At 56.9% G+C, this 12430-nt stretch carries 13 protein-coding genes; 7 read left to right on the top strand and 6 right to left on the bottom strand.

Translation table 11 applies throughout. The annotated features are described in order from the left end of the window. The first annotated feature begins 32 nt into the window (after positions 1 to 32). The gene (locus tag U9O48_RS09305; protein WP_285150729.1) at positions 33 to 449 is read left to right on the top strand and encodes a pyrimidine (deoxy)nucleoside triphosphate diphosphatase; all 417 of its coding nucleotides are present in this window, start codon (positions 33 to 35) and stop codon (positions 447 to 449) included. Here the strand turns inward: U9O48_RS09305 and U9O48_RS09300 are convergent. Then, on the bottom strand, positions 409 to 681 hold the full coding sequence (locus U9O48_RS09300) for a YnjH family protein (RefSeq protein ID WP_282494984.1): 273 nt from the start codon (positions 679 to 681) through the stop codon (positions 409 to 411). The genes U9O48_RS09305 and U9O48_RS09300 overlap by 41 nt on opposite strands. 231 nt (positions 682 to 912) lie before the next feature. Here U9O48_RS09300 and gdhA point away from each other — a divergent pair, with 231 nt between their 5' ends. After that, positions 913 to 2256: an NADP-specific glutamate dehydrogenase gene (gene gdhA / locus U9O48_RS09295; RefSeq protein WP_282494983.1), complete on the top strand. Its 1344-nt coding sequence runs from the start codon at positions 913 to 915 to the stop codon at positions 2254 to 2256. A gap of 97 nt (positions 2257 to 2353) precedes the next feature. On the opposite strand, the gene U9O48_RS09290 is transcribed toward gdhA, so the two are convergent. From U9O48_RS09290 to U9O48_RS09280, 3 genes are all read right to left on the bottom strand, one after another. Continuing rightward, positions 2354 to 4261 (bottom strand): DNA topoisomerase III, encoded by a 1908-nt coding sequence (locus tag U9O48_RS09290; protein WP_285150730.1) that lies wholly within the window; start codon positions 4259 to 4261, stop codon positions 2354 to 2356. Positions 4262 to 4265: 4 nt separating this feature from the next. Further along, on the bottom strand, positions 4266 to 5309 hold the full coding sequence (selD, locus tag U9O48_RS09285) for a selenide, water dikinase SelD (RefSeq protein ID WP_282494981.1): 1044 nt from the start codon (positions 5307 to 5309) through the stop codon (positions 4266 to 4268). Positions 5310 to 5424: 115 nt separating this feature from the next. After that, the gene (locus tag U9O48_RS09280) at positions 5425 to 5976 is read right to left on the bottom strand and encodes an NAD(P)H nitroreductase (RefSeq protein WP_285144785.1); all 552 of its coding nucleotides are present in this window, start codon (positions 5974 to 5976) and stop codon (positions 5425 to 5427) included. Between the two features lie 167 nt (positions 5977 to 6143). Between U9O48_RS09280 and sppA the strand changes: the two genes are divergently transcribed. From sppA to yajD, 4 genes are read left to right on the top strand one after another with little or no spacing between them, the layout of a single operon-like run. Next, positions 6144 to 8000 (top strand): signal peptide peptidase SppA, encoded by a 1857-nt coding sequence (gene sppA, locus U9O48_RS09275; RefSeq protein ID WP_324724160.1) that lies wholly within the window; start codon positions 6144 to 6146, stop codon positions 7998 to 8000. Between the two features lie 60 nt (positions 8001 to 8060). Next, on the top strand, positions 8061 to 9077 hold the full coding sequence (gene ansA, locus U9O48_RS09270) for an asparaginase (RefSeq protein ID WP_282494978.1): 1017 nt from the start codon (positions 8061 to 8063) through the stop codon (positions 9075 to 9077). Positions 9078 to 9087: 10 nt separating this feature from the next. Beyond that, positions 9088 to 9729 (top strand): bifunctional nicotinamidase/pyrazinamidase, encoded by a 642-nt coding sequence (pncA, locus tag U9O48_RS09265; protein ID WP_285150732.1) that lies wholly within the window; start codon positions 9088 to 9090, stop codon positions 9727 to 9729. Between the two features lie 35 nt (positions 9730 to 9764). Further along, positions 9765 to 10109 (top strand): HNH nuclease YajD, encoded by a 345-nt coding sequence (gene yajD / locus U9O48_RS09260; RefSeq protein WP_095281671.1) that lies wholly within the window; start codon positions 9765 to 9767, stop codon positions 10107 to 10109. A gap of 61 nt (positions 10110 to 10170) precedes the next feature. Here the strand turns inward: yajD and U9O48_RS09255 are convergent, their stop codons facing one another. Both U9O48_RS09255 and U9O48_RS09250 read right to left on the bottom strand, forming a co-directional pair. Then, positions 10171 to 10521, bottom strand: a complete 351-nt coding sequence (locus tag U9O48_RS09255; protein ID WP_285150733.1) for a hypothetical protein — start codon at positions 10519 to 10521, stop codon at positions 10171 to 10173. After that, positions 10518 to 10889, bottom strand: a complete 372-nt coding sequence (locus tag U9O48_RS09250) for a hypothetical protein (protein WP_285144790.1) — start codon at positions 10887 to 10889, stop codon at positions 10518 to 10520. Before U9O48_RS09250 ends, U9O48_RS09255 begins: the two co-directional genes overlap by 4 nt. A 257-nt stretch (positions 10890 to 11146) precedes the next feature. Here U9O48_RS09250 and U9O48_RS09245 point away from each other — a divergent pair, with 257 nt between their 5' ends. After that, the gene (locus tag U9O48_RS09245; RefSeq protein WP_324724157.1) at positions 11147 to 12403 is read left to right on the top strand and encodes a glycoside hydrolase family 18 protein; all 1257 of its coding nucleotides are present in this window, start codon (positions 11147 to 11149) and stop codon (positions 12401 to 12403) included. Positions 12404 to 12430: the final 27 nt, after the last annotated feature.

Below are 12430 nucleotides of genomic sequence, written 5' to 3'. Positions count from 1 at the left end.
ATGTCGTTTTTCCCCTACAAGTATTGACGACCATGCTGAAAACTCTCGATGTTGTTGCCGCCATCATTGAAAAGAATGGCAAAATTCTCCTCGCGCAACGCCCCGACCATGCCGATCAGGCGGGAATGTGGGAGTTTGCCGGGGGCAAAGTTGAAGCCGGTGAAACCCAGCCCGAAGCGCTGATTCGCGAGCTGCGCGAAGAGCTGGGGATTGAGGCGCAGCCGATGCAGTATGTCGCCAGCCATCAGAGGGAAGTCTCCGGGCGGCTGATTCACCTGCATGCGTGGCACGTCCCGACCTTCAGCGGCGAATTGACCGCGCATTACCACAGCAACCTGGTGTGGTGTACGCCACAGGAGGCGTTCGCATATGATCTCGCGCCCGCCGATATCCCGCTGCTGGAAGCCTTTATCCTTTTACGCGCCGCCACACCAGCGGGTTCGTGCTGATGGTTTTCTCATCGCGCTGGCACTGGAGCAGCACGCCGTCTGCCTTCACCACCGCTCCTTCCGAATAGTTCTGATCCTGATAGATGCAGCACTGGTTGCAGGGCTGCGCGCGCTGACCGCCGGAGCTGAACACTTCCGGCGGTACGTTGACCTCCACGTCCGGGCGAATACGGTCAGCCTGGGCACCGGCGGACAACAGGGCAAGCAAAGCAGTTAACAGGTAGCGGTTCATAAAGATTCCTTTTGTGTGCTGATAATGACTATAACGGTTGTTTGCCGCCGTTCCTTTAATTTCTCTCATCATCGTTTTTAGTTATGACACAAGGCCGCTGATTAATTTCACTTTCCCGCTAAATTTTCCCTTGCCTCGCCAAGCGGTACGGGTGGTATAGTCGAAAACGACCACAAATCACCCACACAACACACAAAATTAAAAAAATCTTTATAAGAGGCTCTTATATCTATGGATCAGACACGCTCTCTGGAATCGTTTCTTACCCACGTTCAACAGCGCGACCCGCATCAGAGCGAGTTTGCCCAGGCCGTTCGTGAGGTCATGACCACCCTGTGGCCCTTCCTCGAAGAAAACCCGCGTTACCGTCAGATGTCCCTGCTTGAGCGCCTGGTTGAACCCGAACGTGTGATTCAGTTCCGCGTGGTCTGGGTCGACGACAAAAATCAGGTGCAGGTGAACCGCGCGTGGCGCGTCCAGTTCAGCTCGGCGATTGGACCGTTCAAGGGCGGAATGCGTTTCCACCCTTCCGTAAACCTGTCGATCCTCAAATTCCTCGGCTTTGAGCAGACCTTTAAAAACGCACTGACTACCCTGCCCATGGGCGGCGGTAAAGGCGGCAGCGATTTCGATCCGAAAGGCAAAAGCGAAGGCGAAGTGATGCGTTTCTGCCAGGCACTGATGACGGAGCTGTATCGTCACCTCGGCCCGGACACCGACGTGCCAGCGGGTGATATCGGCGTGGGCGGTCGTGAAGTCGGCTTTATGGCCGGGATGATGAAAAAACTCTCCAACAACAGCGCCTGCGTGTTTACCGGGAAAGGGCTGTCGTTCGGCGGAAGTCTGATCCGCCCGGAAGCGACGGGTTACGGCCTGGTGTACTTCACCGAGGCGATGCTCAAACGTCACGGTCTGGGCTTCGAAGGAATGCGCGTGGCGGTGTCGGGCTCCGGTAACGTGGCGCAGTATGCGATTGAAAAAGCGATGCAGTTTGGCGCGCGCGTGGTGACGGCGTCGGACTCGAGTGGCACGGTGGTGGATGAGGCCGGTTTCACGGCGGAAAAACTGGCGCGCCTGTGCGAAATCAAAGCCAGCCGCGACGGCCGCGTGGCGGATTACGCCCGCGAGTTTGGTTTGACCTATCTGGAAGGTAAGCAGCCGTGGTCAGTGCCGGTGGATATCGCCCTGCCGTGTGCGACGCAGAACGAGCTGGACGTGGAGGCTGCCCGTACGCTTATCCAAAACGGCGTGAAAGCGGTGGCCGAAGGGGCGAATATGCCGACCACCATCGAAGCGACGGATCTGTTCCTCGAAGCGGGCGTGTTGTTCGCGCCGGGTAAAGCGGCGAACGCCGGTGGCGTGGCGACGTCAGGCCTCGAGATGGCGCAAAACGCCGCGCGTCTGGGCTGGAAAGCCGAGAAAGTGGATGCGCGTTTGCATCACATCATGCTGGATATTCACCACTCCTGCGTGGAGTACGGCGGGGAAGCGGAGCAGACCAACTACGTGCGCGGCGCGAATATCGCCGGATTCGTGAAGGTGGCCGATGCGATGATTGGGCAAGGGGTGGTTTAAGCCGCATCATCGTGTGTTGCCGGGTGGCGGCTTCGCCTTACCCGGCCTACGTTCATGGTGTTGTAGGCCCGGTAAGCGCAGCGCCACCGGGCATTTTTCACGCCGCACTCTTCTTCTTAAACTTCTTCTTCGCGTCACCGCCGCCCGGTGCCACCATTCCGCGGAATGATTTCACCGGCGTATTGCGCGCCTGATTGATCAACTCAAACAGGGTACCCACCAGCGGCTGCATAAAGTCCTGATAGCGGCACTGCTTCTCGCTGATCTGCGTCAGGATCGACTCCCAGTGCGCCGTCATATCCGGTCGCGCAGCCAGCTCCGGCAGGGAGTGAATCAACGCCCGCCCCGGATCCGTCGAGTGGATATAGCGCCCTTTTTTGATCAGGAAGCCGCGCTTAAACAGCAGCTCGATAATCCCCGCGCGCGTCGCCTCTGTGCCTAATCCATCCGTGGCGCGGAGGATCTTTTTCAGATCTTTATCCTGCACAAAACGGGCAATCCCGGTCATCGCCGAGAGCAGCGTCGCGTCTGTAAAGTGGCGCGGCGGCTGAGTTTGTCGCTCAATCACTTCGCCCTTTTCGCACAGCAGTTCGTCGTCTTTCGCCACCACCGGCAGCGGCGTGCCGTCGTTCTCTTCGTCGCGCTCTTTGTTGCCGAGCAGCGTGCGCCAGCCCGCTTCAGCGAGGAAACGCGCTTTGGCGACGAATTTGCCTTTGGCGATCTCCAGCTCAATGACGCATTTGCGGAACATCGCGTCCGGGCAAAACTGCATCAGATACTGACGCGCCACCAGGTTATAGACCTTCGCTTCGTTCTCGCTGAGATTAACGTTGCTGGCGCGCGCCGTCGGGATAATCGCGTGGTGCGCGTCGACTTTTTTGTCATCCCAGCAGCGGTTGCGGGTGTCCGGATTCACGGCGGGCTGCGGGAGCAGGTCCGGCGCGTGAACGCCAATCGCATTCAGCACCGCATGACGCCCGGCGAAATGCTCTTCCGGCAGGTAGCGGCTGTCGGAACGCGGATAGGTGATCAGCTTGTGGGTTTCGTACAACTTCTGGCAAATATCGAGCACGTTCTGCGCGCTCATACCGAAGCGTTTACCGGCCTCAATCTGCAGGGCTGAGAGGGAAAACGGCAGCGGCGCGGGTTCTGATTCCCGTTTATCGTTATAGCTGGTGACTATCGCCGGCTGGCCGTTGATGCGGTTAACCACGTGATCCGCCAGCGGACGATGCAACAGCCGACCCTCTTCGTCCTGGTAAGATTCACAGGCGTCGCTCGGCTGCCAGGTGGCGGTAAACCGTTCCTCTTTCGGGGTGACGATATGCGCCTTCACCTCGAAGAAATCTTTCGCGACGAAGTTTTCGATCTCTTCGTCACGGCGCACCACCAGTCCGAGGACCGGCGTCTGCACGCGCCCGACGGAGAGCACGCCCTGATACCCGGCGTTACGCCCGAGAATGGTGTAGGCGCGGGTCATATTGATGCCGTACAGCCAGTCGGCGCGGGCTCGCGCCAGGGCCGAGACGCACAGTGGGATAAACTCGCTGTTGGCGCGCAGACGCGTAATCGCGCGCTCCACCGCCTGCGGGTTAAGATCGTTGATCAGGCAGCGCTGAACCTGCTGGCGCTTTTCTGGCGCCAGCTCGAGATAGTCGAGCACCTCGTCTACCAGCAGCTGCCCTTCCCTGTCCGGGTCACCCGCGTGAATCACCTCTTCCGCGTCGTGCAGGAAACGTTTGATAACGTTGAGTTGCTTAGTCACGGAAGGACGCGGCTGCAGTTTCCACTTCTCCGGCACGATCGGCAGATCGTTGAGATTCCAGCGCGCATATCGGGCGTCGTAGACATCCGGCTGCGCCTGTTCCAGCAGGTGACCGATACACCAGGTGACCACCTGCCCGTTACCGCATTCGATAAAGCCGTCGCCCTTACGATGCGGCTTGGGAAGCACATCGGCAATCGCACGGGCCAGACTCGGCTTTTCCGCAATAAACAGACGCATCGAATTAACGGATCTCAATCATCGGACGACCGCCGCGGGCAGTCACCAGCTCGCCAATGGCGCTCAGGCTGATGCCAAACTCGGCCGCCGTGGCTTTGACTTCGGCTTCCGCGTCAGGGGTAACGGCCAGCAGCAGGCCGCCGGAGGTTTGCGGATCGCACAGCAGATCGCGCCACTCTGTTGGCATGTCGCCCATCAGATGGCCGTAGCTGGCAAAGTTACGCTGGGTGCCGCCCGGCACCGCGCCCTGGGCAATGTACTCTTCCACGCCCGGCAGTTTTGGAATGTCCTGATACCAGACCTGTGCCTGAACGCCTGCGCCCTGGCAGACTTCGCTCAGGTGGCCGAGGAGACCAAAACCGGTAACGTCGGTCATCGCTTTGACGCCGTCGATATTGGCAAACGCCGCGCCCGCCAGGTTCATCTGGCACATCACTTCCGTGGCGAGACCGATATGTTCTGGCTTAAGCAGAGATTTTTTCTCCGCGGTAGTGAGCACGCCAATCCCCAGCGGTTTGGTGAGGAAAAGCTTGCAGCCTTCCTGCGCGGTGCTGTTGCGCTTCACGCGCTCGGTTGGCACCACGCCGGTGACGGCGAGGCCGAAGATCGGCTCTGGCGCGTCGATGGAGTGTCCACCCGCCAGCGCGATGCCCGCCTGCTGGCAGGCAAAGCGACCGCCTTCGATCACTTCGCGGGCGATTTCCGGTGGGATAGTGTTGATCGGCCAGCCGAGGATGGCGATCGCCATGATCGGTTTGCCGCCCATCGCGAAGATGTCGCTGATGGCGTTGGTCGCCGCGATCCGCCCGAAATCAAACGGGTTATCAACAATCGGCATAAAGAAGTCGGTGGTGCTGATAATGCTGGTGCCGTTACCTAAATCGTATACCGCCGCATCGTCCCGCGTTTCGTTGCCGACAAGCAGGTTCGGGTCGACAAACTTCGCCTGTTCGCTGTGCAGGATGGTCTCCAGCACTTTAGGGGAAATTTTACAACCGCAACCCGCTCCGTGGCTGTATTGCGTTAAACGAATAGTTTGCTCGCTCATGGACATCTCCTGTCATTGCAATCGCGCTATGGTAGCGCTCATTCCGTGATGAGGTAAGTATGACTGTCTGAATTATGCGACGCTTGCTCATAATCCAGACAGTTTAGCGTGATTATCAGAATCGGGTGACGAACGGGGCGGTGTCAGGCGTGGAAATGGTGGTCGAGGCTTTCAGCTGCGGCGTACCTAAATAGAGGAAGCCGACGATTTTGTCGTGCTCGGCGCAGGAGAGTCCTTCGCGTACCACCGGGCTTTCCGTCAGCGGACCGGTGCGCCAGATGCCGTTAAAGCCCTGGGCGACGGCGGCCATTTGCATCGCCATCACCGCGCAACCGGCGGACATCTCTTGCTCCCAGACCGGTACTTTGTGTTCGGGCTGGCATTTTGCCACCACCGCAACGATCATCGGCGCGCGAAACGGCGCATTGCGCGCTTTGTCGATCGCCTTTTCATCCTGCTCGGCGGCCATCGCCCCATTCTCCAGCAGGGTGCTGAAACGGTCGCGGCCCTCGCCTTCGATGATAAAGAAGTGCCACGGCGTCAGGGTGCCGTGATCCGGCGCGCGCATACCGGCGCGCAGAATGTTTTCCAGCTGTTCGCCTGCAGGCGCAGGTTCCGCCAGGCGTGAAGCGCTACGGCGGTTAACAAGCAGTTCAAGTGCGTCCATTGATTAACTCCTGTCTTGAAATTTATTCACAAAATTAACACGAGAGCAGAATTTGTTACAGCGCAGTGGGCGATTCCTGCTGACAAGTGGCGGTTGGGTCATTACGATAACCCCACATTGCCGTCCAGTCGCGACGGAAACGGTCATTATCTGGTTTGGGAGAATACATGCGAACCCTTTGGCGAATTTTTGCCGGTTTCTTTAAATGGACGTGGCGGTTGCTCAACTTCGTGCGCGAACTGGTGATGAATGTCTTTTTCATCTTCCTGATCCTGGTCTGCGTGGGCGTCTGGATGCACATCAGTAGCAGCAATCAGGCGCAGCACTCCGAGCGCGGCGCGCTGCTGCTGGATATCACCGGCGTGATTGTTGATAAGCCGTCCACCAGCAATCGTCTGGGCGTGATTGGCCGCCAGCTGCTGGGCTCGACCTCCGACCGCATGCAGGAAAACTCCCTGTTCGATATCGTCGACGCCATTCGTCAGGCGAAGGACGATCGCAACATTACCGGGATCGTGCTGGATCTGAAAAACTTTGCCGGGGGCGATCAGCCGTCGATGCAGTACATCGGTAAAGCGCTGCGCGAGTTTCGCGACAGCGGCAAGCCGGTGATTGCGGTCGGCGATAGCTACAGCCAGGGGCAATACTATCTGGCGAGCTTCGCAAACAAAATCTGGCTCTCCCCGCAGGGCACCGTCGATCTGCACGGTTTTGCCACCAACGGTCTGTACTACAAATCGCTGCTAGATAAGCTGAAAGTCACCACCCACGTCTTCCGCGTCGGCACCTATAAGTCCGCCGTTGAGCCGTTTATTCGCGACGATATGTCCCCTGCCGCGCGCGAAGCGGACAGCCGCTGGATCGGCGAGCTGTGGCAGAACTACCTCGCCATCGTGGCGGCCAACCGTCAGATCACCCCCGAGCAGGTCTTCCCAGGCGCGCAGGCGATGCTGGATGGTCTGACCAAAGTCGGCGGCGATACGGCGAAATACGCCCTGGATAACAAACTGGTCGATACGCTCGGCTCCAGCGCCGAGATCGAAAAAGCGCTGACCAAACAGTTCGGCTGGAGCAAAGAAGACAAGAATTACAGCGCCATCAGCCTTTACGATTACACGCCGAAAAAACCGGATGAATCGGGCGACAGCGTGGCCGTGGTCTTCGCCAATGGCGCGATCATGGACGGGGAAGAGACGCCGGGGAACGTGGGCGGAGATACCACCGCGTCGCAGATCCGCGATGCGCGTCTGGATCCAAAAGTGAAAGCCATCGTCCTGCGCGTGAACAGCCCTGGCGGCAGCGTCAGCGCCTCGGAAGTGATCCGTGCGGAACTGGCCGCAGCGCGTGCAGCGGGCAAACCGGTGGTGGTGTCGATGGGCGGGATGGCGGCATCCGGGGGTTACTGGATCTCCACGCCTGCGAACTACATCGTGGCGAACCCAAGCACGTTGACAGGCTCGATCGGTATCTTTGGCGTCATTAACACCGTCGAAAACAGCCTCGATTATCTGGGCGTGCACACGGACGGCGTGGCCACCTCGCCGTTGGCGGATGTGGCGGTGACCAAATCCCTGCCGCCGGAAGTGTCGCAGATGATGCAGCTGAGCATCGAAAACGGCTACAAGCGCTTTATCACTCTGGTCGCGGAGTCGCGTAAATCGACGCCAGAGCAGGTGGATAAAATTGCTCAGGGCCACGTCTGGACCGGTCAGGATGCGAAAAGCAACGGTCTGGTCGATAGCCTCGGCGACTTCGATGACGCCGTCGCGAAAGCGGCAGAGCTGGCGAAGCTGAAACAGTGGCACATCGCCTATTACCAGGATGAGCCGACGTTTGTGGATATGGTGATGAACAGCATGTCCGGTTCCGTACGCGCCATGCTGCCTGCCGCGATTCAGGCGTATCTGCCTGCGCCGGTGGCCACCGCAGCCAATGTCGTCAAAGCCGAGAGCGATAAGCTCGCCGCCTTTAACGATCCGCAAAACCGTTACGCGTTCTGCCTCACCTGCGCTAACGTACGCTAAACCCCGTCCCCTCTTCTCGCGAAGAGGGGATTTTTCTTTGAAGCACAAGAACACACTATCATGCAGAAGAAATCGATTTATGTGGCGTATACCGGCGGGACCATCGGTATGCAGCGCTCCGAAAATGGCTACATTCCTGTTTCCGGTCATCTGCAGCGCCAGCTCGCGCTCATGCCTGAGTTCCACCGCCAGGAGATGCCGGACTTCACCATTCACGAGTATGATCCGCTGATGGACTCCTCGGATATGACGCCGGAAGACTGGCAGCATATCGCGGAAGATATCAAAGCCCATTACGACGAGTACGATGGCTTTGTGATCCTGCACGGCACCGACACCATGGCGTTCACCGCCTCGGCGCTCTCCTTCATGCTGGAAAATCTCGGAAAGCCGGTGATCGTCACCGGATCGCAAATCCCGCTGGCCGAGCTGCGTTCTGACGGGCAGATCAACCTGCTGAACTCCCTGTACGTGGCGGCCAATTATCCGATCAACGAAGTGTCGCTGTTCTTCAACAATCGCCTCTATCGCGGAAACCGTACCACCAAAGCCCACGCCGACGGTTTCGACGCCTTTGCGTCGCCAAACCTGCAGCCGCTGCTGGAAGCGGGTATCCATATTCGCCGTCTGGGCACGCCGCCTGCGCCGCACACGGCGGGCGAGCTGATTGTTCACCCGATCACCCCGCAGCCGATTGGCGTGGTGACCATCTATCCAGGCATCTCTGCCGACGTGGTGCGTAACTTCCTGCGCCAGCCGGTGAAGGCGCTGATCCTGCGCTCCTACGGCGTTGGCAATGCGCCGCAGAACGGCGAGTTCCTGAAAGAGCTGCAGGAAGCGAGCGATCGCGGCATCCTGGTGATTAACCTGACTCAGTGCATGTCCGGCAAAGTGAATATGGGCGGGTACGCCACCGGTAACGCGCTGGCGCACGCCGGGGTGATCAGTGGGTTTGATATGACGGTCGAAGCGACCCTGACTAAACTTCACTACTTACTCAGCCAGAATCTGGACGTGCCGTCCATGCGGGCCGCGATGATGCAAAACCTGCGCGGCGAGCTGACGCCGGACGAATAAGGAGTTTTTTATGAAGCAACGAGCCCTGCTGCTGGTCGATCTGCAGAATGATTTCTGCGCCGGTGGCGCGCTGGCGGTGGCCGGTGGTGATAGCACCGTGGACGTCGCCAATACGCTGATCGGGTGGTGTAAAGCGCGCGGCGAAGCGGTGGTCGCAAGCCAGGACTGGCATCCGGCGAATCACGGCAGCTTTGCCAGCCAGCATAACGTGGAGCCTTTTACCCAGGGTGAGCTGGACGGACTGGCGCAGACCTTCTGGCCGGATCACTGTATCCAGCAGACCGAAGGGGCGGCACTGCATCCGCTGCTGGAGCAGAAGGTGATCGACGCGGTGTTTCATAAAGGCGAAAATCCGAATATCGACAGCTACAGCGCCTTTTTCGATAATGAGCACCGCCACAAAACCGCCCTCGACGACTGGCTACGCCATCATGAGATCAGCGATCTGATCGTGATGGGGCTGGCAACGGATTATTGCGTGAAGTTCACCGTGCTCGATGCGCTAAAATTAGGGTATAACGTCAGCGTGATCACCGACGGCTGCCGTGGCGTAAACATTCAGGCGCAGGACAGCGCGCTGGCGTTTATGGAGATGTCGACCGCAGGGGCGACGCTTTACACGCTGGCAGACTGGCGAGAGACGCAGGCGTAAACGCATTTTTTATATCATTCAGGAGTGCCAGTGTTATGGCTTTTATCCCTAAAAACTATGCCCGGCTGGAAGTCGGTTACCGCGAAAAAGCGCTGAAGCTTTTCCCGTGGGTGTGCGGTCGCTGCAGCCGTGAGTTTGTCTATTCCAATCTGCGTGAGTTGACGGTGCACCACATCGATCACGATCACTCGAACAACCCGGAAGACGGCAGCAACTGGGAGATGTTGTGCCTGTTCTGTCACGACCATGAGCACTCCAAATACACCGAAGCGGATCTGTACGGCTCAACGGTGGTCGCAGGTGAAGATGCGCAGAAGAGCGTCGGGGAAGCCACGTATAACCCGTTTGCGAATCTCAAATCGATGATTGATAAGAAGTAATCGCACGGTCTTAGCCGGGCAAGGTAACCTTGCCCGACTCACATTTCGACTTCACCCAGGCTTAGCCGAGCGGCCATTTTCCCATAATAAAGTTGAAATAGATTTCGCAGCCTTTAGCAAAAAACAGAAATGTAAAAAAGCGCCAGAGATGAAATCCTTTGTACTTAATGGCGTTATTCGCGATAGCCACCAGACATATTGGAATATAAATAAGAAAAACCACTTCATCTATTCTTAATAATAAGTTAGCAGTGTGAAACTGAATGGTGTGTTCAAAAAAAACATGCAGAATCGACAGATGAAATTGTAATAACATCATATAAGGGATGACACCGGTCAACCAGCAAGTAACCCATAGCGGACACTCCCCTTTGATCCAGCGGGAAATTAGTAGCAAAAAATTTTTATTCACACTAACTCCTGAATAAAAAATATGACAGTCTTAACTAATTCTATACAGCCCCTTACCACCACCAGAATGGCCAGAATCCGCCATACCTTGGGCCCAGAGTACTTGACTGCACTGCATACAATAGCGATATAGGAGCAGAGGGTATAAATTAATGCAAAAGCCGCAAGGGTCAAAAACGGGCGCATCAACGCCGAGGGATCTGTTGACTGCCCTATGACGTTAATAATGAATGAATAAATGCTGATGGCGATAACAACCTGAGGTATAACGCCTGTAACCCAATACGTCATTACCAATGAATAATCACCCGATATCCATTTTTTAAATATTCTGAACGAAGCTGCCAGGCAATTAATAAATCGATTCATACTATCCCTGTGTTGAATTAAATACATATACATTAAAAAGCGGTCGCAATACTCTACACTAAGGCTTTAGGGTAACCATTTCCGATTCCGGACACTTATGGCTTGTCCTTCATGCTGTTAACAGTCATTTGTTCCCGGCATAACAAAAATTCAACCTCTCTCGCAGTTTCAGCGAAGCGGCACTGCTATCCTCAATGGGCTGTTTTTTGTCACATCCCTGATGTGGCTTACTTTTTTTAAGTCAAAGAGGATACGTTATGAAGCTATTGCCTGTGATGGCAGCATTACCCCTGCTCTGCGCGCCATACCTTTTCGCTGCTGATTTGATGTCCGTCGGCTACTTCAACGGTGGCGGCGATGTCACTGCTGGCCCTGGCGGTGATATCGATAAGCTGGACGTGCGCCAGATTACCCATCTCAACTACTCGTTTGGTCTTATCTACAACAACGAAGCCGGTGAAACCAACGCCGCGCTGAAAGATGCCAGTAAGCTCCACCAAATCTGGCTGTCGCCGAAAGTGATGGCTGACCTGCATAAGATCCCTGAACTGCGTAAGCAAAACCCGCAGCTGAAAGTCCTGCTTTCGGTCGGCGGCTGGGGCGCGCGCGGATTCTCCGGTGCGGCGGATAGCAAAGAGAGCCGCGCCGTGTTTATTCGCTCGGTGCAGGATATCGTCAACACCTACGGTCTGGATGGCATCGATCTCGACTGGGAGTACCCGGTGAACGGCGCGTGGGGACTCGTGGATAAACAGCCCGCGGATAAAGACAACTTTACCGCTCTGCTGAAAGAGATCCGCGAAACGCTGCCGAAAGAAAAACTCGTCACCGTGGCGCTGGGCGCGAATGCGGAGAGCCCGAAGAGCTGGGTCGATGTGAAAGCGATCGCGCCGTATCTGAACTACATCAACCTGATGACCTACGATATGGCCTACGGCACGCAGTATTTTAACTCGAAGCTGTACGACTCCACGAAGTGGCCGACGGTGGCCGCGGCGGACAAGTACAGCGCTGATTTTGTGGTGAACAACTATCTTGCCGCCGGGCTCAAACCTGAGCAGGTGAACCTGGGGATCGGTTTTTATGGGCGCGTCCCGAAACGCAGCGTTGAGCCGGGCATCGACTGGACCAAAGCCGACGCCGAGAAAAACCCGGTGACGCAGCCGTACTTCGGCGCAAAAGAGATCGGGATGTTCAAAGCGCTGGGGTATGACCTCACCAAAGACACCTATGTGAAGTACAACGATATCGTCAGCAAGCTGATTAACGATCCAGAGAAGCGCTTTACCGAGCACTGGGATGACCAGGCGAAAGTGCCGTGGCTGTCGATCAAATCGGCGGAGGGCAAAGAGTTGTTTGCGCTGTCGTATGAGAACCCGCGTTCGGTCGACCTAAAGGCGCAGTACATCAAAGAGAAAGGTCTGGGCGGCGCGATGTTCTGGGAGTATGGCGCGGACGATCACAACCAGCTGGCGAAGCAGTTGGCTAAGTCGTTGGATATTAAACAGAAGTAAATGCTGTTTTGTTCCCTCTCCCTGTGG

This window comes from Lelliottia sp. JS-SCA-14, from assembly GCF_035593345.1.
Taxonomy (GTDB): Bacteria; Pseudomonadota; Gammaproteobacteria; order Enterobacterales; family Enterobacteriaceae; genus Enterobacter; species Enterobacter wanjuensis.
The sequence above is the reverse complement of the archived record's forward strand: the minus strand, read 5'-3'. Positions and strand labels throughout refer to the sequence as shown.